Source organism: Streptomyces sp. NPDC048197 (assembly GCF_043202395.1).
In the GTDB taxonomy this organism is placed as follows: Bacteria; Actinomycetota; Actinomycetes; order Streptomycetales; family Streptomycetaceae; genus Streptomyces; species Streptomyces siderophoricus.
Map to the genome: position 1 here is coordinate 314,648 of NZ_JBIDAJ010000003.1, position 23,221 is coordinate 337,868.

At 70.6% G+C, this 23,221-nt stretch carries 20 protein-coding genes and 1 riboswitch; of the genes, 4 read left to right on the forward strand and 16 right to left on the reverse strand.

All coding sequences use genetic code 11. From position 1 onward, the window contains the following. Positions 1–30: 30 nt before the first annotated feature. Complete coding sequence (locus tag ACGF4C_RS06690; RefSeq protein WP_393563818.1) at positions 31–1,173, reverse strand: glycosyltransferase family 4 protein; 1,143 nt, start codon at positions 1,171–1,173, stop codon at positions 31–33. 128 nt (positions 1,174–1,301) lie between these two features. On the opposite strand from ACGF4C_RS06690, the gene ACGF4C_RS06695 reads away from it, so the two are divergent. Then, positions 1,302–2,594: a glycosyltransferase 87 family protein gene (locus ACGF4C_RS06695; protein WP_393563820.1), complete on the forward strand. Its 1,293-nt coding sequence runs from the start codon at positions 1,302–1,304 to the stop codon at positions 2,592–2,594. Here ACGF4C_RS06695 and ACGF4C_RS06700 read toward each other — a convergent pair. The 5 genes from ACGF4C_RS06700 to ACGF4C_RS06720 all read right to left on the reverse strand — a co-directional run bounded on the left by ACGF4C_RS06700 (position 2,548) and on the right by ACGF4C_RS06720 (position 8,290). After that, positions 2,548–3,933, reverse strand: coding sequence for a hypothetical protein (locus ACGF4C_RS06700; protein WP_393563822.1), 1,386 nt, complete (start codon positions 3,931–3,933; stop codon positions 2,548–2,550). The two genes, ACGF4C_RS06695 and ACGF4C_RS06700, sit on opposite strands and share 47 nt — an antisense overlap. A gap of 52 nt (positions 3,934–3,985) precedes the next feature. Continuing rightward, positions 3,986–5,032: an NlpC/P60 family protein gene (locus ACGF4C_RS06705; protein WP_393563824.1), complete on the reverse strand. Its 1,047-nt coding sequence runs from the start codon at positions 5,030–5,032 to the stop codon at positions 3,986–3,988. Positions 5,033–5,321: 289 nt separating this feature from the next. Then, positions 5,322–6,347: an NlpC/P60 family protein gene (locus tag ACGF4C_RS06710; protein WP_362142547.1), complete on the reverse strand. Its 1,026-nt coding sequence runs from the start codon at positions 6,345–6,347 to the stop codon at positions 5,322–5,324. Between the two features lie 311 nt (positions 6,348–6,658). Further along, positions 6,659–8,032: an NYN domain-containing protein gene (locus ACGF4C_RS06715; protein ID WP_201801959.1), complete on the reverse strand. Its 1,374-nt coding sequence runs from the start codon at positions 8,030–8,032 to the stop codon at positions 6,659–6,661. Positions 8,033–8,050: 18 nt separating this feature from the next. Further along, on the reverse strand, positions 8,051–8,290 hold the full coding sequence (locus tag ACGF4C_RS06720; RefSeq protein WP_030415459.1) for a hypothetical protein: 240 nt from the start codon (positions 8,288–8,290) through the stop codon (positions 8,051–8,053). A 357-nt stretch (positions 8,291–8,647) separates the two neighbouring features. Between ACGF4C_RS06720 and ACGF4C_RS06725 the strand changes: the two genes are divergently transcribed. Together ACGF4C_RS06725 and ACGF4C_RS06730 are read left to right on the forward strand one after the other, a co-directional pair. Then, the gene (locus tag ACGF4C_RS06725; RefSeq protein ID WP_393563946.1) at positions 8,648–9,328 is read left to right on the forward strand and encodes a rhomboid family intramembrane serine protease; all 681 of its coding nucleotides are present in this window, start codon (positions 8,648–8,650) and stop codon (positions 9,326–9,328) included. Further along, positions 9,325–9,606 (forward strand): Lrp/AsnC family transcriptional regulator, encoded by a 282-nt coding sequence (locus ACGF4C_RS06730; RefSeq protein WP_030415457.1) that lies wholly within the window; start codon positions 9,325–9,327, stop codon positions 9,604–9,606. Before ACGF4C_RS06725 ends, ACGF4C_RS06730 begins: the two co-directional genes overlap by 4 nt. Before the next feature lie 962 nt (positions 9,607–10,568). Here ACGF4C_RS06730 and ACGF4C_RS06735 read toward each other — a convergent pair. From ACGF4C_RS06735 to ACGF4C_RS06760, 6 genes are all read right to left on the reverse strand, one after another. Next, the gene (locus ACGF4C_RS06735; protein WP_393563827.1) at positions 10,569–11,969 is read right to left on the reverse strand and encodes an aminotransferase class V-fold PLP-dependent enzyme; all 1,401 of its coding nucleotides are present in this window, start codon (positions 11,967–11,969) and stop codon (positions 10,569–10,571) included. 191 nt (positions 11,970–12,160) lie between these two features. After that, positions 12,161–12,278: riboswitch (SAM riboswitch) on the reverse strand. A 92-nt stretch (positions 12,279–12,370) separates the two neighbouring features. Further along, positions 12,371–13,435 (reverse strand): anthranilate phosphoribosyltransferase, encoded by a 1,065-nt coding sequence (gene trpD / locus ACGF4C_RS06740; RefSeq protein ID WP_393563829.1) that lies wholly within the window; start codon positions 13,433–13,435, stop codon positions 12,371–12,373. 141 nt (positions 13,436–13,576) lie between these two features. Beyond that, complete coding sequence (locus tag ACGF4C_RS06745) at positions 13,577–15,214, reverse strand: ubiquinol-cytochrome c reductase cytochrome b subunit (protein ID WP_351537448.1); 1,638 nt, start codon at positions 15,212–15,214, stop codon at positions 13,577–13,579. Further along, complete coding sequence (locus tag ACGF4C_RS06750) at positions 15,211–16,272, reverse strand: ubiquinol-cytochrome c reductase iron-sulfur subunit (protein ID WP_030415453.1); 1,062 nt, start codon at positions 16,270–16,272, stop codon at positions 15,211–15,213. Before ACGF4C_RS06750 ends, ACGF4C_RS06745 begins: the two co-directional genes overlap by 4 nt. After that, entirely contained in the window at positions 16,269–17,078 is an 810-nt protein-coding gene (locus tag ACGF4C_RS06755; protein WP_030812820.1) for a c-type cytochrome, read from the reverse strand. The genes ACGF4C_RS06750 and ACGF4C_RS06755 overlap by 4 nt, the downstream gene beginning before the upstream one ends. Positions 17,079–17,155: 77 nt before the next feature. Beyond that, positions 17,156–17,776, reverse strand: a complete 621-nt coding sequence (locus ACGF4C_RS06760) for a heme-copper oxidase subunit III (RefSeq protein WP_006606088.1) — start codon at positions 17,774–17,776, stop codon at positions 17,156–17,158. 274 nt (positions 17,777–18,050) lie between these two features. Here ACGF4C_RS06760 and ACGF4C_RS06765 point away from each other — a divergent pair, with 274 nt between their 5' ends. Continuing rightward, positions 18,051–18,452, forward strand: a complete 402-nt coding sequence (locus ACGF4C_RS06765; protein ID WP_030812816.1) for a hypothetical protein — start codon at positions 18,051–18,053, stop codon at positions 18,450–18,452. A 44-nt stretch (positions 18,453–18,496) separates the two neighbouring features. On the opposite strand, the gene ACGF4C_RS06770 is transcribed toward ACGF4C_RS06765, so the two are convergent. The 4 genes from ACGF4C_RS06770 to coxB all read right to left on the reverse strand — a co-directional run bounded on the left by ACGF4C_RS06770 (position 18,497) and on the right by coxB (position 23,014). Further along, on the reverse strand, positions 18,497–19,771 hold the full coding sequence (locus ACGF4C_RS06770; protein WP_393563833.1) for an Ig-like domain-containing protein: 1,275 nt from the start codon (positions 19,769–19,771) through the stop codon (positions 18,497–18,499). A gap of 152 nt (positions 19,772–19,923) precedes the next feature. Then, a complete protein-coding gene (locus tag ACGF4C_RS06775) occupies positions 19,924–20,322 on the reverse strand; it encodes a cytochrome c oxidase subunit 4 (RefSeq protein WP_030083935.1) in 399 nt (132 codons plus the stop codon). Beyond that, positions 20,319–22,055, reverse strand: coding sequence for a cytochrome c oxidase subunit I (gene ctaD, locus ACGF4C_RS06780; RefSeq protein WP_265363060.1), 1,737 nt, complete (start codon positions 22,053–22,055; stop codon positions 20,319–20,321). The genes ACGF4C_RS06775 and ctaD overlap by 4 nt, the downstream gene beginning before the upstream one ends. Then, positions 22,052–23,014: a cytochrome c oxidase subunit II gene (gene coxB, locus ACGF4C_RS06785; protein WP_030415449.1), complete on the reverse strand. Its 963-nt coding sequence runs from the start codon at positions 23,012–23,014 to the stop codon at positions 22,052–22,054. The genes ctaD and coxB overlap by 4 nt, the downstream gene beginning before the upstream one ends. Between the last annotated feature and the right edge of the window lie 207 nt (positions 23,015–23,221).

Here is a 23,221-nt window from a genome sequence, read left to right on the forward strand (position 1 = left end):
GTTCGCGTAGGGGCGCCCCTACGGCCCCGGCTACAGCAGCTCCTTGAGCCGTTCCGCGAGCAGGTCCCAGCGCCACTTCTCCTCCACCCAGGCGCGCCCGCGCTCGCCCATGGTGCGGCGCAGGGCGGGGTCTTTGAGGAGGGTGACCAGGCGCTCCGCAGTGGGGGTCGGGGAGCCGCCGGGCACCACCCAGCCGGTCTCGCCGTCCAGCACCGCGTCCGGCGCACCGCCGGAGTCGCCCGCCACCACGGGCAGCCCGGTGGCCGAGGCCTCCAGATAGACGATGCCCAGCCCCTCGACGTCGAGGCCGCCGCGGCGGGTGCGGCAGGGCATCGCGAAGACGTCACCGGCGCCGAAGTGGGCCGGCAGCTCCTCCCACGGCACCGCGCCGGTGAAGCGCACGGATTCCGCCACGCCCTTCTCCCGCGCCAGCGCGCGCAGTTCCTTCTCGTACGGGCCGCCGCCGACGATCAGCAGCACGGCGTCCGGGACGGCGGCAAGGACCGCCGGCATCGCCTCGATGAGGGTGTCCTGGCCCTTGCGGGGCACGAGCCGGGAGACGCAGACCACGACCGGGCGGCCGGCCAGTCCGAGCCGGGCCCGCACCTCCTCGCCGCCCGAGCCGGGGTGGAAGGTCTTCTCGTCGACGCCGGGCGGGAGTTGGACCATCCGGGACGCGGCCGCCGGGGACAGCGCGGCGGCGATCCGGGAGCGGGTGTACTCGCCGAGGTAGGTGAGGGTGTCGGTGCCCTCGCCGATCCGCCGCAGCAGCTGCCGGGCACCGGGCAGCTGCGCCCAGCCCGCCTCGTGGCCGTGCGTGGTCGCCACGATCCGCCGCGCGCCGGCCTCGCGGAGCGCGGGCGCCATCAGGCCGAGCGGTGCCGCGGCACCGAACCAGACGGAGGAACAGCCGTGTTCGCGCAGCAGGCCGACGGCCCGCCGGGTCACCCTCGGGGTGGGCAGCAGCATCGTCGTACGGTCCCGGACCACCGGGAACGGCTGGTCGGCGTCGAACGCGGCGGTGGCCGCGATGCCCTCCGCGCTCCGCTTCCAGGTCGAGGCGTAGACGACCACCTGGGTGGGGTCCAGCCGCAGCGCCATGCTGTGCAGGAAGGCCTGGATGCCGCCGGGCCGGGGCGGGAAGTCGTTCGTGACGATCAGGGTCTTGTGCACGAGGCCCGAGGCTACCCGCCGACGGGCGCACGGTGGCCGGGAGGCCCGCCACGCCCGTGCCGCGGCGACGCCGCGTGACCGGCCGCCGACGGCATGATGCAGACGACGGCGGACAGGCGGAGGTGGCGATGGACGGCGCCGGCGGGGCGCGCGGGAGGTGGCTCGCGGTCGTGGCCTGGGTGGTGACCCGGGCCGTGCTGCTGCTCTGCGTGCTGAAGGTGCTGGTGCTGCCGGGCCCGGACGTCACCACCGACGTCTCGGTGATCTACCACGGCTGGGCCGAGGTGCTGCGGACCGGCACCTTCCCGCTGGACGACGTGACCTGGCAGTACCCGCCGGCCGCCGCCCTGGCGGTGCTCTCCCCCGGCCTGCTGCCGTTCCTCGACTACGCCCCGGCGTTCTCCCTGCTGGTCCTGGTCGCGGACGCGGCGACGCTGGCACTGTTCCTGCGGGCCGGGCGACGGCCCGGCCACCGGGCGGCCGGGGCGTGGGCGTGGACCGCGGGCGTCGCCCTGCTGGGCCCGACCGGGTACGCCCGCTACGACCTGATGGTCACCGCGGTCGCGGTCGCGGCGCTGCTCTCGGCGGCCCGCCGGCCCCGGGTGGCGGGTGCGCTGATCGCGTTCGGGACGCTGCTGAAGGTGTGGCCGGCGCTGCTGCTGACCGGGGCGGCGCTGCGCGGCCGCCGGGCGCGGGCCCTGTGGCGGAGCGCGGCCGGCACGGGGGCCGGGCTCACCCTGTTCTTCGTGGTGGCCGCACCGGGCGCGACGGCGTTCCTGACGTTCCAGCGCGACCGCGGTACGGAGGTCGAGTCGCTCGGCGGGCTGGTGTTCCACCTCGCCCGCCACTACGGCTGGGACGGCCGGGTGCTGCTGAACTACGGCTCGGTGGAGTTCCTCGGGCCCGGCGTCCCGCTCGTCAGCACCGCCGCGGTGATGCTGAGCGGGGCGGCGCTGGGCTGGCTGGTGCTGTGGCGGACCCGGGCGCGGCGGTTCACCCGGGCGACGCCCGCCGACGCGGCCTTCACCGCCACCCTGCTGTTCACCACCACCAGCCGGGTGATCAGCCCGCAGTACCTGCTGTGGCTGGTGGGGCTGGCCGCGGTGTGCCTGGCCGTCCGCGGCAGCCGGCAGACGCCGGCGGCGGTGCTGGTGCTGCTCGCCACCGGGGTCACGCTGCTGGAGTTCCCGGTCCACTTCGCCGACGTCGTGGCGAGCAGCCCTCTCGGCATCACGCTGCTGGCGGTGCGCAACGGGCTGCTGGTCGCCGCGTCGCTGCTGGCCTGCCGCCGGCTGTGGACCGCCACCGGCGCCGGCCGGCGGAAGACCCGAAGCGGCGGCTCCGGCCTGCGCCGGGCGCCCGCGCCGCGCACTGTCACCGCCCCAGCAGCCGCTTCACATAGGCCCGCCACTGCCGGGTGAACTCCCCCAGCCCGATGCCCAGTTGGGTGCGCAGGGCCCGGTCGGTCAGCTCGCTGCGGCCGGCCGCCGGGCGGTGCCCGGGACCGGTGGCCGGGGGCCCCGGACGGGCGGCGGCTCCGGCGGTGGCCACCTCGATCGGTGCGTCGCCGGTCGCCGCCGAGTTGTGCAGCGCGCTGCGGCCCGCCGCCTTGTAGAACGCCAGCAGCTTGGCCTCGCCCCACTTCTCGGCGATCATGCGGCAGGCCAGCCAGCTGCCCTCGTACGCCGTCGCCAGCCGGTCGGCGCCGGCCCGGAAGCCGAAGTCGGCGTCGGTCGGGAGCCGGCCGGGCGGCTTGCCGGCCCGCACCGCGCGGGTCAGCTCGGGCGCGGCGGTGGCGGGCTTGCGGTGCAGCCCGCGGTAGGCGACCCAGTCGGCGAAGCCCTCGGACAACCACAGCGGGGTGGCCGCCGTGGTGACCGTACGGGTGGCGACATGGGTGGTCTCGTGGGTGAGGACGACCTTGCGGCCCAGGTCGTTGAGCTCCTCGTAGGCGTCGGGGTTGACGATCACCCGGTCCGCCGGCGCGTTGGTGGTGACGCCCGCCTCGCCGGTGGTGACCGCCGCGATGCCGGTGTAGCCGGACGGGTCGTCGCTGCCCATGAGCTGCGCCATCCGCTCGACCGAGTCCGGCGCCTCCACCACGACCTTCTCGGCCCACCGGCCCTTCCAGGCGTCGGAGACCGCGGGCACCGCCCGGTCCACCCGGCGCGCCAGGTCCGCCAGCCGCGCCGGGTGGGAGGCGCCGCCCAGCACCACGCCGTACCGCCCCCGGACGACCCGTACCGGGCCCTGGTCCCACAGCTGCCGGTTGCCGCTGCGGCCGGCCGGTGCGCCGTCGCGGTCGGAGGAGATCAGCCAGCGGCCGTCCCGCTCGGTGAGGGTGAGGTACTGGACGGCGTTGACCGGCGCGGTGTCGTAGCCCTTGAGGCGGTAGCGCAGCCGGACCTTGGCGGCCAGCCGCTCACCGCCGTCACCGGGCGGCAGCGGGAAGGCGTCGGTGGCGTCGAGGTCGTAGTGCCAGTCGGCCACCGGGACGCCGGCGAGGTTGCCGAACACGGCGCGCTGGCGGGCGCGGAAGGCGGTGGCCCGCGGGTCCACGTCGGCCAGGAAGCCGGCCTCGTCGCGCTGCTCGACGGCGTGCGCCCGGCTGTCGAGCATCCGCTGGACGTCCGGGAAGCGGGCCGACGACGAGGGCCCGGGGGCGCAGCCGGCCAGCGGGGCGAGCAGCGCGAGTCCGCTCAGGGCGGCGCAGGCCGCCGCCCCGGCCCGTACCGGCCGTTTCGCCCGCTGGTCCGACATGCGGACGATCGTAGAGCGGGCCCGGCCGGGGCAAAAACGCAGGGCGCGGCGCTCAGGGCCGGGTGACGGCCGAGATCGGCATCATCCCGACCGGGTCGTAGCGCACCCGGGCGCCCGGATAGGGCGCGTGCACGACCTGGCCGTTTCCGACGTACATCCCGACGTGGCTGGCGTCCGAGCGGTAGATGACCAGGTCCCCGGGCCGGATCCGGCCGAGCGGCACCGGGCGCCCGGCGCCGCGCTGGGCCTGTGATGTACGGGGCAGCGAGACGCCGGCCCGGCGGTAGGCCCATTGGGTGAGTCCGGAGCAGTCGAAGGCGCCGGGGCCGGCGCTGCCCCAGGCGTACGGGGAGCCGACCGCGGCACGTACCGCGGCGACGGCCGCGGCGGCCCGCCCGGAGGCCGGTCCCGCCCCGGCCGGGCCGGGCACCGCCTCGGCACGGCCTTCGCTGCGGGCGGCCCGCTTCCAGGCCTCCCGGTCCGCCCGCGGCAGCGCGTTCAGCAGCCGCTGGGCGGTGGCCAGCTTGCGCTGGACGTCCTTCTTGTGGCGGGCGACCTGCGTGCGGCTCGCCTCCAGCTCGGCGAGCTTGGCGGCGGTCTCCCGGCGCTGCTGTTCCAGCGAGCGCTGCGCGGCCCGCAGTTCGTGCAGCCGGTCGGCCTGGTGCCGGCCGAGCCGGTCCAGCGCGGAGGCCTTCTCCAGGTAGCTGTCGGGGCGCTCGGAGAGCATCAGCTTCAGGGCCGGGTCCATGCCGCCGGCGCGGTACTGGGCGGCGGCCAGCGCACCGAGCCGGCCGCGCATCCGGTTGACCCGCTCCTGGGCGCGGGCGGTGCGGTCCTGGAGGTCGGCCACCTCGGCGCGCAGCTTCCTGGTCCGGGCGGCCGCGCCGTCGTACTTCTCGGTGGCCCGCTCCGCCTGCTCGTAGAGGGCGTCGACCCGGGTGGTGGCCGCGCTTCGGCCGGCGGCCGGACGGGCGGCGGGATCGGCGGAGGCCGGCGGTGCCGACAGCGCGGCGGCCGCGGTCGCCAGAGCGGCCGACAGAACGGTGACCCCGGCGAGGGTGGCCTGGCCGTGCTGCGGGATACGGCGGTGGGACGCCACGGGAGCCGCACTCCTTCCCCTGTGCAGCCCCTGCCGCCCGGGAGGGCGGTCGGTGACCGGATGCTGCGAGGGCAGACAGTAACGGCGCCGGTCCACACCGGCCAAAGACCCCATTTCGTACGCAAAAAGCCGCCCCGCCGGTGACTGTGCAGGTCACCGGCGGGGCGCCGGGTCAGCCATGGAGGCTGCAATTCGCCCGTTCGGGCGGCAGGTTGAGAGGTTTGTGAGGCTTTTCAGACCCGTACACCGGCACATTGGTCACACCGGTGAACAGCAGCCCCGTGCATGCTCAGACCCGCACACCGAACGCGAACGGCATGTTGTTGATCGACTCGTAGCGCACCGAGGCACCGGGCTTCGGGGCGTGCAGCACCGTGCCGTTGCCGGCGTAGAGGCCGATGTGGTGCAGGTCGCTGTAGAAGAGCACCAGGTCGCCGGGCTTGAGGGCGCTCTCCGAGCCGATCCGGGTACCGGCGTTGGCCTGCTGCTGCGAGGTGCGCGGCAGCGACTGGCCGGCCTGGGCGTAGGCCCAGGAGGTCAGACCGGAGCAGTCGAAGGAGGACGGGCCGGTGGCGCCCCAGACGTAGGGCGAACCGATCTTGGACTGGGCGGCGGCGAGGGCGGCCGCACCGCGCTGCGAAGCCGGCACGTCGTCACCGAGGTTGACCCGCTCGTTGCTGCGGTTGGCGCGGTCCTCCTTGGCCTGCATGGCCGCCCGCTCCTTGGCGGTCATGGAGTTGAGCAGCGCCTGCGCCTTGGCGAGCTTGCCCTTGATCTCGTCCTTCTTGTCGCCGAGCGCCTTACGGGTGTCGGCGAGGTCCTTGATCTTGGCGGCGGCCTCGGCGCGCTCCTGGGCGAGCCGGCGCTGCTTCTCCGCGATGACCTTGAGCTGCTCGGCCTGCTTGCCGCTCAACTGGTCGAGGGTGGCGGCCTTTTCGAGGTAGCTGTCCGGGTCACCGGAGAGGAACAGCTGGACCGAGGGGTCGATGGAGCCGCTGCGGTACTGGCCGGAGGCGACCGCGCCCACGCTCTTGCGGAGCTGGTTCAGCTCACCCTGACCACGGGCGACCTTGTCCTGGAGGTCGTCGACCTCCTTCTGGAGCTTGTCCTGCTGCTCCTTGACGCCGTCGTACTTCTCGGTGGCCTGCTCCGCCTCGTTGTAGAGCTTGTCGACCTCGGACTTGACGTCCTTCTTCGACTGGTGGGGGTCGGCCTGGGCGACCTGGGACGACAGGGCGACGGCCGCCGCGGCGGTGGCGGTGAGCACGGTGACGCGAGTACGGCTCGGCTGCTTGGGTCGACGGTGGGACGCCACGGGGGCGAGCTCCTTCTTCCTCCAGCCGCCTACCGGGTGGGGGGGTGAACCCCGGCTCCGCGGGAACGCTGCGGACTCGGCGGTACCTTCACTGTTCATCCCGGTTGGATGATCACCTTAATGAAGGCTCGGGCCCTGACCTTAGTAACCGAGCTGTGATCGCTTCAAATCCTCACGGGAAAAAACTGCGCCACCAGCCCCACTCTTTACCAACATCACACAGGCAGTAAGCGCCAATTGACGCTCAGATACGGAGCGGCGGCACAGGTCAAGCGCATTACTTCCGGCCGGAAAGCGCTGCCGGCCCGGTGTCACGTACGGGCAAGTCGCTTGAGCAGCAGGGCCGATGCGACCGGACGGGCGCCGGCCTTGGCCACACCGTCCGCCACTTCGCGGTCCGTGGAGACCACCACGACCGGCCGGCCGGGCGGTTCGGCCCGTACCAGCTGACGAATCAACTCATCGGCCGTTACGCCCGGTTTGCTGAAAAGGACCCGTACGCCCCGCGGTGGGGCGAGCAGCACCGGCGCCGCCAGCTCCGCACCGTCGAAGACACAGGTCATCTCCGCACCGGTCTGCGCCGCCAGCACCGCGAGCCCGCCCAGCAGCCGCAGCCGCTGCTTGTCGAGCGGCATGGTGGGATAGCCGGTTTTGGTGACGTTGTACCCGTCCACCACCAAATGCGCCTGAGGCAGCGCCAGAAGCTGGTCCAGCAACGCGGGGTCCATCTCGGACAGCGCACGCGTCGCGATGTCCTTCGGCGTCATCCGGCCCGGCGCGACCGCCTCGACGGTGTCGGCCGGGTGGACGCTGGCGGGCGGCAGCGCCAGCTCGCGGCGCAGCCCCTGGGCAGCGTCCAGCACCGTGTCTAGCAGCAGCCGCAGCCGCATGTCCTCGACGCTGCGCCCCTCGCGGGCGGCCCGCCGGCTGGTCTCCAGCGCGGCCTCGGCCTCGGCGATCCGGGCCTTGAGCCGGCGCACCTCACTGTCCGCCGCGGTCTTCTCCGTCGACGCCCGGTCCCGCGCGTCGACCAGCGCGGCCTCGGCCTTGCGGACCGCCGCCTCCCCGCGCTTGACGTCACTGAGCGCACTGCGCAGCTTGCGGCGCAGCGACTCGTTCTCCCGGCGGGCGGCCTCCAGGTCGCCCCGGATCCGCTCGGTCTCCGTACGCGCCTCACCGCGCGCCTGCGCCAGCTCCTCGCGCAGCCGGGCCAGCTCCTGCTCGGCCTCCGCGCCGGCCCGCTCGTCGCGCGCCCGCTGCGCCTCCTCACCGGCCGCCGCGACCAGCTTCACCCAGCCGTCCGGGCGCAGCACATACGCGGCCGCGGCGACGTCGAGCGGATCGGCGGCGGCCGGCGGGGTACCACTCTCCAGCGCCTCGGCCAGCTCCGGCTGGGCCTCGCGCAGCTTCCCGGCGATCCGCTGCCGGAAGACCGCGTCGCTCTCCAGCGCCGCGGCCATCGCGTTCCCGGCGAACTTCGCCCGACGGGTCGGGGTGAACCGGGCGTACTGCCGCAGCGGCGGCGGGAGTTCGGCGACGGTCAGCGCGCCGAACGACTCCGCGGTGAGCGCCACGACCCGGCGCCGTACGCCCTCGGGCAGCGGTCGGTCGAGCACCTCGTCCGCCGCACCCTCGGGTACGTCATGACGCTCGGCCCCCGGCTCCCCTTCTGGACGGTCCACCACGGCTGCATCGCTCCGATCTCAGGCGCTCGCGCCCGGCCGGTCCACCAATTCGATCTGGTCGACCGCGTTGCACCAGCGGCAGCGCACGGACTCGATGCTCTCACTGAGGACCTCGCGCTCCTCCACCTTGGGCTCGCCGGCCAGATCCAGGTGGACGTACTCCACCACCTTGGCCTGGCGGGTCACATCGAAACGGGTGAGGTTGCCGCACAGCGTGCAGCGCCACCGGGTTTCGGCCGTCGGCAGGGGAACAGCCATCGTGTCGTCCTCTTTCGTGCTCGTCGGTCGTGTGCTGCTGCGCCGTTCACGCGGTGCGCCGTCGGACTGCGGAAGTACGCAAAGTACTGCCTGCAACCCTACGGCCTGATGGGGGGCGGGTGCGGCCCTGCCCGGGAGCCGGGACGCGGCGAGGCGCTCTGTCCCGATTGCCCCGCATTACGCCATGATCACGGCATGACGGCGCCGGCTCCCCCACCCCGTTCTCCCCGTTCTCCCCGCTCTTCTCGTCCTTCCTTTCCTTCCCTCGCCCGGCTCTTCCTCCGTACGCCGCGCTCCGCCGGCCCGCTCCCCCGCCCGCCGCAGCCGGCCCGGGCCCTGGCCGCGGTGTTCTCCCGGCTGACGAACGTGCTGATCGCCCTGTGCTGCGCGGTCTTCGTGATCGGCCCCGCCTCGGGCCTGAACCGGACGTACGGCACCGGCGACGCACTGCTGCGGGCCCAGACCGCGTACTTCGAGCGGTGGGGCGTGGTCCCCGTGGAGCTGTGGAGCGGTTCCCTGCGGGCGCTGATCACCCCGCTCTCCGCGCTGTTCGTGCACGGCAGCTGGCTGCATCTGCTCGGCAACATGCTGTTTCTCTACGTCTTCGGCGGGATGGCCGAGGCGCGGATGGGCCGGCTGCCGTTCGCCGCCTTCTACCTCATCATCGGCTACCTGGCGCTGCTCGGCTACGCGGCCGCGCACGCCGCCTCGGCCCAGACGCTGGTGGGCGCCTCCGGCTCGATCGCCGGCATTCTCGGCGCCTTCCTGTACCTCTTCCCCCGGGCCCGGGTCACCAGCGTCTTCCCCTTCCTCTTCTTCCTCCCGCTGCGCTTCCCCGCCTGGGTCGTCCTGCTGTTCTGGTTCTTCCTCCAATGGCAGGCCGCCCAGGACGACCCCAACGGCCCCGGCGTCGCCTACCTCGCCCACGTCATCGGCTTCACCCTCGGCTTCCTCTACGCATGGCTGCGCTACCGGAGGGATAGTGTGGGGTCCACCAGCGGGAACGTCCGGGCGAATGAGGGAGAGAGCCAGCCGTGATCACGTCGATCGTGCTCATCAAGACCAGCGTGGACCAGATCCCGGAGATCGCCGAGAAGATCGCCGCGCTGGAAGGGGTCAGCGAGGTCTACTCCGTCACCGGCGCGCACGACCTGATCGCGATGGTCCGCGTCGCCAAGCACGACGACCTCGCGGACGTCATCCCCGGCCGCATCAGCAAGATCCCCGGCGTCGCCTCCACGGAGACGCACATCGCCTTCCGCACGTACTCGCAACACGACCTCGAAGCGGCCTTCGCGATCGGCCTCGACGCGTAGCGCTGCGCTTGGCCTCGGCCCCACGTACTTGGCTTTCCCGCCGCGGGGCGCTGCGCTTGGCCTCGGCCCCACGTACTTGGCTTTCCCGCCGCGGGCCGCTGCGCTTTGCGGCGCCTCCCACGTAGCCGTCTGTCCCGCCGCGGGGCGCTGCGCTTGGCCTCGGCCCCACGTACTTGGCTTTCCCGCCGCGGGTCGCTGCGCTTTGCGGCGCCTCCCACGTAGCCGTCTGTCCCGCCGCGGGGCTTGCTCGCCGTTGCACGCTTTGCGGCGCCGCCCACGTACTCGGCTGCAGCGCCGTGCTCGTTGCTCGCCTTTGCCGCTTTGCGGCGCCGCGTACGTGGCTGGCTGTCCCGCCGCGGGGCGTCTCGCCGTTGCGCCTGGCGGCGGGCGTGTGTTTGTCGGGTGCGGTGCCAGCCCTACAGACTTCGTCCTCCGGTCTGTCCCCTCCCGTGAGTGGGGGTTGGAAGGCCGGTGGGGGCGAGCGTCGTCGTTCCGGGTGCATGCCCGGTGGACACTCGCGTCGTGGGATGGGGTGGGGTGGGGTGGGTGTCGGGAATACCCTCCCCGCCCGTTGAGTTGAGGCCTGCAAGGGGCTCGCGCGACCCTTACGGGTTCTGTTCGACTGTCCCCTACGGGTACCAAGGACCCCTTGCATTCCCAACGCTCGCCCCCACCCACCGCATTCCCATCCCCCAACGGGAGGGGACGGGCCGGAGGTGCCGGTGTTTGGGACGTAAAGCGACAGCAGTCCCAAACACCGGCCCCGGAGGCTCGTCACCGCACCCAACACAAACCCAGCCCGCCGCAGGCGCAACGGCGAGAAGCAACAACGGCGGGACAGACGGGTACGTGCGGGGCGCCGCAAAGCGCAACGGCGAGGCGCACCGCGGCGGGACAGACAGCTACGTGGGAGGCGCCGCAAAGCGCAGCGACCCGCGGCGGGACAGCCAAGTACGTGGGGATCAGGCGTCAGCCGGCACGCAACGGCCGTTTTCCGTGCGGTAGTTCCAGCGGGCGCCGTCGGAGACGAGTTCCTTGACCGCGTGCAGGAAGCGGTCGACGTGTTCGTCGGGGGTGCCGGCGCCGAAGGAGACCCGGATGGCGTTGAGGGACCGTTCGCCGGGGGCGGCCTCGGGGGCGCCGCACTCGCCGGGGTCCTGCGGGTCGGTGCCCAGCAGGGTGCGGACGAGGGGGTGCGCGCAGAAGAGGCCGTCGCGGACGCCGATGCCGTACTCGGCGGAGAGCGCGGCCGCGAAATGGGAGCTGTTCCAGCCGTCCACCACGAAGGAGAGCACGCCGACGCGCGGGGCGTCGTCGCCGAAGAGGGACAGCACGCGCACCTCGGGGACCTCGGCCAGCCCGGCGCGGACCCGCGCGATCAGTTCCTGTTCGCGGGCGACGAGCGTGTCGAAGCCCGCCTCGGTGAGCGCCTTGCAGGCGGAGGCGATGGCGTAGGCGCCGATGACGTTGGGCGAGCCGGCCTCGTGCCGGGCGGCCGTGGTGTGCCACTCGACGTCGACGCCGCCGTCCGTACGGCGCGAGACGGTGCGGCTGGCGCCGCCGCCCGCCAGGTACGGGTCGGCGGCCTGGAGCCAGTCGGCGCGGCCGGCCAGGACACCGGCGCCGAACGGCGCGTACAGCTTGTGGCCGGAGAAGGCGACCCAGTCGACGTCCAGTTCGGCGAGGTCGACGGGGTGGTGCGGGGCGAGCTGCGCGGCGTCGAGGACGATCCGGGCGCCGTGCGCATGCGCCGCGGCGGCCAGTTCGCGGACCGGCCACAGCTCGCCGGTGACGTTGGAGGCGCCGGTGACGCAGACCAGGGCCGGGCCGCTCTTTGCCGAGTCCCCGGAAGCGGAGCAGGGCTCGCGGTCGGCGAGCGCGCGCTCCAGGGTCGCGACGGCCTGCTCCGGGGTGCGCGGGGCGTTGAGGTAGGTGACCGTCAGGTCGGCGCGCTGTTCCCACGGCAGCAGCGAGGCGTGGTGCTCGGTCTCGAAGACGAACACGCTGGTGTGCTGCGGGAGTACGGCGGCGAGCAGGTTCAGCGAGTCGGTGGTGGAGCGGGTGAGGACGACCTGGTCGTCGGTGCGGCAGCCGAGGAATTCGCCGATCGTGCGGCGGCTGTTCTCGAAGAGGTCGGTGGAGAGCTGCGAGAGGTATCCGGCACCGCGGTGCACGCTGCCGTAGTAGGGGGCGTAGGCGGCCACGTCGTCCCAGACCCGCTGCAGTGCCGGGGCGCTGGCGGCGTAGTCCAGCGCGGCGTAGTCGACCTCGCCGCCGGTCACGAGCGGAACGAGGACGTCCCGGCCGAGGACCGGCAGCGGGGCACAGACGGAACGGTCGGCGGCAACGGCGGAAACGGACATGGCGAACTCCCGTGAGGCGTAAGCGAATTCGCTGCGAGGAAGGGGCGCGTGCGGCGCTTTCGGGTATGCGGAAGCGCGCGGCGTGGGGCGCAGCGTGAAAGGAAAAGGGGTGCGGAAAAGGGGCCGTTGAGCCCTATCGCATTCGCTGATTCACGGAAGTTCTCCCTCGGGGACCAGGATCCCTGGCGAGGGATCCGCGCTTGCCGCAGACCTCGCTGCCTGCGGCCTGGTCATCACCCGGGGCACCCCGCCACGGAAGGAGGGTTGCCGGACAGCGGGCCGGGGCCTGTGTCGCTGTCACTCGTGACCTGCGCAGCATCATGCCACAAGAGCATTTGGCCGCAAGGGCTCAGTCCATATGACGGACTGAGCCCTGTGTCACACCCTGCGTCACCGGCCGCTCAGGCGTTGCTGGCGGCCACCCAGCGCTCCAGCGCCCGCTTGGCCGCGCCCGAGTCGATCGCGGCGGCGGCCTGCTCGATGCCGAGGCGGATGCGGTCGGTCAGCGGGGCGTCCGACGGCTCCAGCGCGACGAGCGCGGCCGCGGAGTTCAGCAGCACCGCGTCGCGGACCGGGCCGGTCTCGCCGTCCAGCAGCCGGCGGGCGACGTCCGCGTTGTACGAGGCGTCCGCGCCGCGCAGCGCCTCGACGGGGACCAGCGGGATGCCGACGTCGCGGGGGTCGAAGGACTCCTCGCGGACCGTGCCGTCCCGCACGATCCAGACCCGGGAGGTGGCCGTCGTGGTCAGTTCGTCGAGGCCGTCGTCGCCGCGGAAGACCAGGGCGGACGAACCGCGTTCGGCGAGCACGCCGGCCAGGATGGGCGCCATGCGGGCGTCCGCGACGCCGGTCGCCTGGGCCTTGACCCGGGCGGGGTTGGTCAGCGGGCCGAGCACGTTGAACGTGGTGCGGATGCCGAGCTGGCCGCGGGCGTTGGCGACGTGCCGGAGGGAGGGGTGGAACTTCACCGCGAAGCAGAAGGTGATGCCGGCCTCCTGGGCCACCTCGGTGACCCGCTGCGGGGTGAGGTCGAGGTTGACGCCGAGCTTCTCCAGGACGTCGGAGGCGCCGCTGGCGGAGGACGCGGCGCGGTTGCCGTGCTTGACGACCTTGGCGCCGGTGCCGGCCACGACGATCGAGGACATCGTGGAGATGTTGACGGTCTTGGCGCCGTCGCCGCCGGTGCCGACGATGTCGACGCTGGGGCCCGGGACCTCGATCAGTCGGGCGTGTGCGTACATCGTCCGGACCAGGCCGGAGATCTCCGCGACGGTCTCGCCCTTGGCGCGCAGGGCCACCGCGAAGCCGGCGATCTGGGCGTCGCTGGCCTCGCCCCGCATGATCTTGTCCATCGCCCAGGCGGTGTCGTCGGCGGTGAGGTCGCGGCCGTCGAGCAGGGCGTTCAGGATGCCCGGCCAGGTGTGGGCCGCCACGCTGTCGCCGCCTACCGGGGTCACAACGTTCATGGTCCACGCTCCTGGTCTGTGTCCTGCTTATGTCGTCACCCTATCGAGAGGGGCGATATGCCGGAGGGCCCCGTCCGGTGCTCGGAACGGGGCCCTCTGGGTGGCGTACTACCTACGGTGCGCTACGAGGCGCCCAAGGGATCAGTGGTGGCCGTGGCCGCTGGTGATCTCCTGGTACTCCTCGACCGTGGGCTTGGGGATGACGTTGTCCTCGCCGTAGTAGCTCTTGGAGAGCTTGGCGCGGAGCTTCTGCGACCGCTTGATCTTGCGGCGGACGCCGTTCTCGTCGACCTCCGGGCCCAGCTCCAGCGGCTCGGGCTGCTCGTGCTGCGTCAGGAAGTGCAGCTGCTCCTGGTCGAGCGGCTCGTGGACCTCGATGAACTCGCCGTGCGGCAGGCGCTTGATGATGCCGGACTCGCGGCCGTGCAGCACCTTGTCCTTGTCGCGCCGCTGCAGACCCAGGCAGATCCGCTTGGTGGCGATGAAGCCCAGCACCGGCCCGACGAAGAACGCGATCCGGACGAACCAGGTGATCGAGTTGATCGACAGGTGGAAGTGGGTCGCCCACAGGTCGTTGCCGCCGCCGATCAGCATCACGAAGTACGCGATCAGCCAGGCCACACCGAAGCCGGTGCGGGTGGGCACGTTGCGCGGGCGGTCCAGGATGTGGTGCTCGCGCTTGTCACCGCGGACCCAGGACTCGACGAACGGGTAGACCGCGATGGCGACCAGGACGAGCGGGAAGAGGAGGATCGGGATCAGCACACCGAAGTTGATGGTGTGGCCCCAGAAGTTCCACTCCCAGCCCGGCATGACACGGACCAGGCCCTCGGCGAAGCCCATGTACCAGTCCGGCTGCGCACCAGTGGAGACCTGGTCCGGCCGGTACGGCCCTATGGCCCACACGGGGTTGATGCTGGCGACCGCGGCGATCACCGAGATCACGCCGAAGACCAGGAAGAAGAAGCCTCCGGCCTTGGCCATGTAGACCGGCAGCAGCGGCATGCCGACGACGTTGGTGTTGGTCTTGCCGGCACCCGGGAACTGCGTGTGCTTGTGGTAGAAGACCAGGATCAGGTGCGCCACCAGCAGGCCGAGCATGATGCCCGGAAGCAGCAGCACGTGCACCGTGAAGAACCGCGGGATGATGTCGTGCCCGGGGAACTCGCCGCCGAAGATGAACATCTGCAGGTACGAACCGACCAGCGGCATCGCCAGGATGACGCCCTCGATGAACCGCACGCCGGTGCCGGAGAGCAGGTCGTCGGGGAGCGAGTAGCCGGTGAAGCCGGTGAACATGCCGAGCACCAGCAGCAGGAAGCCGAACAGCCAGTTGACCTCGCGCGGCTTGCGGAAGGCGCCGGTGAAGAACACCCGCATCATGTGGACCATCATCGCGGCCAGGAAGACCAGCGCCGCCCAGTGGTGGATCTGGCGGATGAGCAGGCCACCCCGGACGTCGAAGCTGATGTCCAGCGTCGACTCGAAGGCCTGGGTCATCCGGATCCCCTGCATGGGCACGTAGGAACCGTGGTAGGTCACCTCGGCCATGCTCGGGTGGAAGAACAGCGTCAGGTAGACACCGGTCAGGATGATGATGATGAAGCTGTAGAGCGCGACCTCACCCAGCATGAAGGACCAGTGGTCCGGGAAGATCTTGCGCATGTTGGACTTGGCGAGGCTGTAGATGCCCAGCCGGCCGTCCGCCCAGTCGGCGATCCGCTCGCCCCGCGGCGCCTGGCCGCGGCGCGTGGTGGTCGCGCTTGTCTCGTTACTCATCCGCGCTCCCAGAAGCTCGGGCCGACGGGCTCCTCGAAACCGCTGGCGGCCTCCAGGAAGCCGTCCTTCACCGTGATGTGCAGCTGCGGCAGGGCGTGTCCGGCCGGACCGAAGATCACCCGACCGCCGTCGGAGAGGTCGAACGTCGACTGGTGGCAGGGGCAGAGCACGTGGTGCGTCTGCTGCTCGTACAGGCTGATCGGGCAACCCACGTGGGTGCAGATCTTCGAGTAGGCCACGATGCCCTCGTGGGACCACGCGAGTTCCTGCTTGTCCTTGATGTTCTGCGGCTGGATCCGCACGAGCATCAGGGCGTCCTTGGCGATCTTCTCGTTGAAGTCCTCCTGGTCCTCCTCCAGGCCCTCGGGCTTGGCGAAGGTCAGGGAGCCGACCGCGATGTCCTCGGGACGCAGCGGGAGGTTGGTGGACTGGTTGACCAGGCGGACGCCCTTCTTCCAGTTCGTCGTGCGCAGCTTCGTGCCGGGCAGCGGCCCGAGGTCACGCAGCAGGACGACACCGGAGAGCGGCACCAGGGCCAGCGCACCGAACATCGTGTTGCGGATCAGCTTGCGGCGGCCGAATCCCGACTCCTCGGCGCCCACCTTGAAGTCCGCCAGGACCTTGGCCTTGACCTCGGGGCTGGCCTCGATCGGGTGGCGGTCGTCGGCGACCTCCACGTCCGACATCAGCGTGCGGGCCCAGTGGACCGCGCCGGCGCCGATGCAGAACAGGGCGGCACCCAGCGTCAGGCCGAGCGCGAAGTTCAGCGCGCTGATGTGGCCGATCGGCCAGATGTAGACGATCTTGTCGATCGGGATGGCCACGTAGGCGGCGATGAAGGCCACCGTGGCAATCATGGACACCAGGAAGAGCAGGGCGACGGTGCGCTCGGAGCGCTTGGCGGCCCGCTCGTCGATGTCCTGCTTGCGGTGCTCGTGGGCCGGCAGGCCCGGGTCGGCGAACGGGTCGCTCGCCGGCGTCACCGCGCCTTCGTGAGCCTCCCGCTCACCGGGCAGGTTTTCTTCTGGCACGTCTTCGTGTCGTCCAGTCTCGCTCATGACTTCTTGGCCTTCGTAGTCCGGGCTGCGACCCAGATGGCGACCGCGACCAGCGCGCCCAGGCCGAAGATGTAGCCGAAGAGACCCTCACTGACCGGACCGAGACCGCCGAGGTCGAGGCCACCGGGGCTCTCGGATTCATCGCCGTTGACGGCGCCGAGGTACGCGATGATGTCCTTCTTGTTCTGCTTGCTCAGCGAGCCGTCACCGAAGGAGGGCATGTTCTGCGGGCCGGTTTCCATGGCCTCGTAGATGTGCTTGGGGTCCACGCCCTCGAGCGTCGGTGCGAACTTGCCGTCGGTGAGGGCGCCGCCCTTACCGGTGAAGTTGTGGCACTGCGCGCAGTTGGTGCGGAACAGCTCGCCGCCCTTGGCGATGTCGGCGCCCTCGGAGTTGTACTGCGACTTCTCCGGGATGGTGGGGCCGGCACCCAGCGATGCGACGTAGGCCGCCAGCTGCTCGCGCTGGGCGTTGTTGTAGATCGGCTTCTTCCGCGGCACCTGGGCGCCGGGCTGCTGGGCCGGCATGCGGCCGGTGCCGACCTGGAAGTCGACGGCTGCGGCGCCGACACCGACCAGGCTCGGGCCGTCGGAGGTGCCCTGACCGCCGGTGCCGTGGCAGCTGGCACAGCCCACGGCGTAGAGCTTCTTGCCCTCCTTGATGGCAAGGGACTGGGCGGTGTCATCGGCCTGAGCCTTGTCCGCCGGCGCGAACGCGGCGTACAGCCCCCCGGTGACCGCCAGCGCGAAGAGTAGGACGACGAGCGCCGCCAGCGGATGGCGCCGTCGTGCGGAGAGCTTTTTCACGGATTACCCCGGTGTCAGGATCTTCTGCGTCGATGCTTTGGCTATGTCTGTCTGATCTGCGGGTCCGGTCGGACCGGTCAGCGGATCAGGTAGATCGTGGCGAAGAGGCCGATCCAGACGACATCGACGAAGTGCCAGTAGTAGGACACGACGATGGCCGCGGTGGCCTGCGTGTGGGTGAACCTCTTGGCCGCGTACGTCCTGCCCAGGACCAGCAGGAAGGCGATCAGACCGCCCGTCACATGCAGTCCGTGGAAGCCGGTGGTCAGGTAGAACACCGAGCCGTACGGGCCGGACGAGAGCGACAGGCCCTCGTGCTTGACCAGCTCGGTGTACTCGAAGACCTGACCGCCGATGAAGATGGCACCCATGATGAAGGTGACCACGAACCAGGCCCGGAGCTTCTTGACGTCGCCGCGCTCGGCCGCGAAAACGCCGAGCTGGCAGGTCAGTGAGCTGAGCACCAGGATCGTGGTGTTGGTCGCGGAGAACGGAAGGTTCAGCGCGCTGGCCGATTCCTTCCAATAAGCCTCTCCGGTCACGGATCGAAGGGTGAAGTACATCGCGAAGAGGGCCGCGAAGAACATCAGCTCGGAACTCAGCCAGATGATGGTTCCGACGCTGGTGAGGTTCGGCCGATTGACCGACGGGTGCGCGTGCCCGGTTTCTACTGTCGTTGCTGTCGCCACGACCGACATTATGTCGGTCGCTTATCCCGCCCTCACTCCGGGGGGTGCCGTTCGGTGTGTCAAGGACGTATGGCCTGCTCGTACGGCCCATTTCCGGCGTCGCCCGAAGGGGGGAAGGCCGGCCGCCGGTACGGTACTCCGGCTCGTGCGGGCCCGGCCCTGACGGGCCGTCGGGCAGATCTTCGGCCCTTTCGCCCCCTGCTGCCGGGGCCTTCCGCGGGAGTAGCATCCGGCCCATCAGCCCCACCCGATGCTGTGCCGCTACGAAGAGCGTGGAGGAACGATGCAGGCGACTGCCACGGTGCTGGTCTACAGCGACAACGCGGGCACCCGCGAGCAGGTCCGGCTGGCGGCCGGCCGGCGCCCGGCCGCCGATGCCCCCGAGATCGAGATCCTGGAGTGCGCCACCGCACCGGCGGTCCTCGAAGCCCTGGAGCAGGGCGGCATCGACGTCTGCGTGCTGGACGGCGAGACCGCGCCGGCGGGCGGCATGGGCGTCTGCCGGCAGATCAAGGACGAGATCTTCCGGTGCCCGCCGGTGCTGCTGCTGATCGGCCGCCCGCAGGACGCCTGGCTGGCCACCTGGAGCCGCGCGGACGCCGCGGTGACCCATCCGATCGACCCGGTGGCCTTCGCCGACGCCCTGGCCGGCCTGCTGCGCCGCAGGAACCTCGTACAGGCCTGAGGACGCGGGCCCGGAGGGCCGCTGGGCGCGCCGCATGGAGGCCGTCAGATCTTCGGGCGCAGCCGGGCGTCGGAGCTGGGGTCCTGCTGGCGCTCGGCGGCTCCTGTGGTGCTGGAGGCCTTGTTCTTGAGGGCGCTGCCGGCGCGCCATTCCTTCCAGGGCATGTTCCAGTCGCCGAAGCCGTTGTCGAACGGCGTCATGGTGTCGCCGCCGCTGTTGATGACCTTGACGATGTCGCCGACCCGCACGGTGTTGAAGAACCACTGGGCGTTGCCGGTGGACATGCCGGTGCAGCCGTGGCTGACGTTCGCCGCGCCCTGTGATCCGACGGACCAGGGCGCGGCGTGCACGTACTCCCCGCTCCAGGTCACCCGGGTGGCCCAGTAGACCGGCAGGTCGTAGGAGTCCGAGCTGCCGGCGGCGATGCCGACGGTGGAGCTGCGCATCCGGACGAAGCTCTCCTTGCCAAGGATGACCTTGACGCCGTTGCGGGTGGAGAAGCCGGGCTTGCCGGTGGTGACCGGGATGGTGTTGATGGACGTGCCGTTGCGCAGCACGGTCATCTGGTGTGCCGCCGCGTCGGTGATGGCTTCCAGGCGGTCGCCGGTGGTGAGCCTGACGGGCTTGGAGGGGCCGCCGTAGAGGCCCTTGGCGATCTTCAGGCCGGCGAGGTTGCTGTGCACCGAGATGGTGGCGTGGGCCGGCCAGTAGACCTTCGGGCGGAAGTGCAGCTTCTTGTCGTCGACCCAGTGCCAGGCGCCCTCGACGCGCGGCATGGAGTCGACCTTCAGGGCGCTTTCGACGATGGCGCGGGCCTTGGGGTCCTTGATGGGCCGGCTCAGCTCGGCGGTGACCGGCTGGCCGACGCCGTATTCGCCGCTCTCGGGGCCGAAGGTGGCGGTCAGCTGGCCGTCCGCGTCGGTGGTGTGCACCACCAGTGTCTTGCGGCCGGGCGTGCCGTCGTCCTCCTCGGTGCTGACCCGCACCGTGTAGCGGGTGCCGGCGGCCAGCGGCACGGTGGTGCGCCAGTGCCTGCCGTCGGCGCTCAGTTCGCCGCGTACGAAGCGTCCGGTGGAATCGGTGGCGGTGACGTCCGTGATGCGCGCGTCGTCATCCTTGACGGAGACCTCGATCGGTTTGTCGGGGTCGGCTTTCTGCTTTCCGTCCGGGGTGTTGGCGGTGATCTGGTCGCCCGCGTCGTAGGGATTGGCGGAGAGCGGTTCCGACGCCGAGCCCCCGCACGCGGCGGTGCTCACCGCGAGGGGCACGAGCAGGAGGCCGCAGCTCAGCACCGTCCGGGTTCGAGGTCTGTGACTCATGCCCCAAAAATATGAAGAATCACCTGCTCCAGCGCGCTGGAGGACTGCAAACGGGTCGTCCCCACTGCCCCGAACGGGGCGGGCCCGGACACCTTTTGAGGTGTCCGGGCCCGCGGTACGGCGTGTTGCCGTGCTTTCGGCGCCGAAAGCGCCTACTGCGTGCGGTTCTCGCCGCGGTAGTACTCGAAGACCCAGCCGAAGAGGCCGACCAGGATCACCGGGAGCGAGAAGTACAGCAGCCACCAGCCGAAGACGACGCCCAGGAAGGCGAGCGCACCACCGACGGCCAGGGACAGCGGCTGCCAGCTGTGCGGGCTGAAGAAGCCCAGCTCACCGGCGTCGTCGGAGACCTCCGCGTTCTCGTTGTCCTGCGCACCCGCGTCGACCCGCCGGGCCGTGAAGGCCAGGTAGTAGCCGACCATGATGCACAGGCCGAAGGCGAGGAACAGTGCGGTGGTACCCGCGGGCTCCTTCGACCAGACGCCATAGACGATCGCCATGGCCAGGACGAAGACGGAGAGCCAGATGAACATCTTGCCCTGGATCTTCACTTGCCCGCCTCCTTGCCACCGGCGATGGCCTTGTCCTCGTCAGTGCCGTGGCCGTTGTGCAGCGCGTCGAGGGCCGCGATCTCCGGGTGGTGCAGGTCGAACGCCGGGGATTCGGAACGAATGCGCGGCAGGGTGAGGAAGTTGTGCCGCGGCGGCGGGCAGGACGTCGCCCATTCGAGCGAACGGCCGTAGCCCCACGGGTCGTCGACCTCGACCTTCTTGCCGAACTTCGCCGTCTTCCAGACGTTGTAGAGGAACGGCAGGATCGACAGGCCCAGCACGAACGAGCTGATCGTCGAGATGGTGTTCAGCGCCGTGAAGCCGTCGGCCGCGAGGTAGTCCGCGTAGCGCCGCGGCATGCCCTCGGCGCCGAGCCAGTGCTGGACGAGGAACGTGCCGTGGAAGCCGATGAACAGCGTCCAGAACGTGATCTTGCCGAGCCGCTCGTCGAGCATCTTGCCGGTGAACTTCGGCCACCAGAAGTGGAAGCCGGAGAACATCGCGAAGACGACCGTTCCGAAGACGACGTAGTGGAAGTGCGCCACGACGAAGTACGAGTCGGAGATGTGGAAGTCCATCGGCGGCGAGGCCAGGATGACACCGGTCAGACCACCGAAGGTGAAGGTGATCAGGAAGCCGACCGCCCAGAGCATCGGCGTCTCGAAGGACAGCGAGCCCTTCCACATCGTGCCGATCCAGTTGAAGAACTTCACACCGGTCGGAACGGCGATGAGGAACGTCATGAAGGAGAAGAACGGCAGCAGCACGCCGCCGGTGACGTACATGTGGTGCGCCCACACCGTGACCGAAAGGCCGGCAATCGAAATCGTCGCCGCGATCAGACCGATGTAACCGAACATCGGCTTCCGGGAGAACACCGGAATGACCTCGGAAATGATGCCGAAGAACGGCAGCGCGATGATGTACACCTCTGGATGGCCGAAGAACCAGAAGAGGTGCTGCCAGAGCAATGCCCCGCCATTTGCGGCGTCGAATACATGGGCACCGAATTTACGGTCCGCCTCCAGGGCGAACAGCGCGGCGGCCAGGACCGGGAAGGCCAGCAGGACCAGCACACCGGTCAGCAGCACGTTCCAGGTGAAGATCGGCATCCGGAACATCGTCATGCCAGGCGCCCGCATGCAGATGATCGTGGTGATGAAGTTGACCGAACCGAGGATGGTGCCGAAGCCGGAGAAGGCCAGACCCATGATCCACATGTCGGCGCCGACACCCGGCGAGCGGACCGCGTCCGACAGCGGGGAGTAGGCGAACCAGCCGAAGTCGGCGGCACCCTGCGGGGTGAGGAAGCCGGCCACCGCGATCAGCGAGCCGAAGAGGTACAGCCAGTACGCGAACATGTTCAGCCGCGGGAACGCCACGTCGGGCGCGCCGATCTGCAGCGGCATGATCCAGTTCGCGAATCCGGCGAACAGCGGCGTCGCGAACATCAGCAGCATGATCGTGCCGTGCATCGTGAACGCCTGGTTGAACTGCTCGTTCGACATGATCTGCGTACCCGGGCGGGCCAGTTCGGCGCGCATGAGGAGCGCCATCAGGCCGCCGATGCAGAAGAACGCGAACGACGTGACCAGGTACATCGTGCCGATGGTCTTGTGGTCAGTGGTCGTCAGCCACTTCACGGCAGCGATACCGGGTTGCTTCTTGCGGACGGGCGGTGCAGCCGGAGCCGTATCGGCGGCGGCACCCTGAGGTTCGTTGAGGATGCTCACTGGTTCTTCGTCTCCGCATTCCTGGCGTGATCCGTCTGCTTGATGCCCGACGGCAGGTATCCGGTCTGGCCCTTCTTCGCCAGGTCCTTCAGGTGCGCCCGGTACCGCTCGGGGGACACGACCTTGACGTTGAAGAGCATCCGGGAGTGGTCGACGCCGCAGAGCTCGGCGCACTTGCCCATGAAGGTGCCCTCCTTGTTGGGGGTCACCTCGAAGACGTTGGTGTGGCCCGGGATGACGTCCTGCTTCATCAGGAACGGCACCACCCAGAAGGAGTGGATGACGTCACGAGAGGTCAGCACGAACTGGACCGTCTCGCCCTTCGGCAGCCACAGGGTCGGGCCCGGGTTGCCGGTCTGCGGGTTGCGCTCGCCCGGGGTGCCGGTGTCGTAGACACCGTCGGCACCGGCCGGCGCGGTCTTCTTCCACTTGTCCGGGATCGCGGAGAGCGCGCTGGAGTTGATGTTGGTGGTCGACTTGTTGCCGTCCACGTTCTCCAGGTAGTTGAACGCCCAGCTCCACTGGAAGCCCACCACGTTGACGACGTGGTCCGGCTTCTTGGAAGTCTTCAGGAGCGCGCTCTCATCACGCGCGGTGAAGTAGAACAGCACCGCGATGATGATGAAGGGGACGATGGTGTACAACGCCTCGATCGGCATGTTGTACCGGGTCTGCGCGGGGACCTCCACCTTGGTCCTGCTGCGGCGGTGGAAGATCACGCTCCAAATGATCAGGCCCCACACCAGCACGCCCGTTGCGAGGGCGGCGGCCCAGGAGCCCTGCCAAAGAGAGAGGATCCGCGGCGCCTCGTCGGTGACGGGCGTTGGCATGCCGAGGCGGGGGAAGTCCTTGTATGTGCAACCTGTAGCGGTCGCCAGGACCAGGCCCGCAGCAAGCACCTGCGGCAGCTTCCGCCGCATCGGGCGCCGCGACGAGCGGTCGGAGCCGTTGGGACTCACGTAGCGCCTTCCCGAGAGTCTCGCCCGCGCGGTCGGCTGCGGCCTTACTCGCTGGTCGGTCGCCGCCCTGCGTCGGGCAGGGGTTTGGATGTTTATGCGGACCAAACCCTACTGGACGCTATTTGGGGTCGCGCGGGGAGGGTGCCCAACGCGCCGCGAGCCACCCCTAAGGGGTGGCCGGGCCCGTCGCGGGCCGCCTCCGGCAGA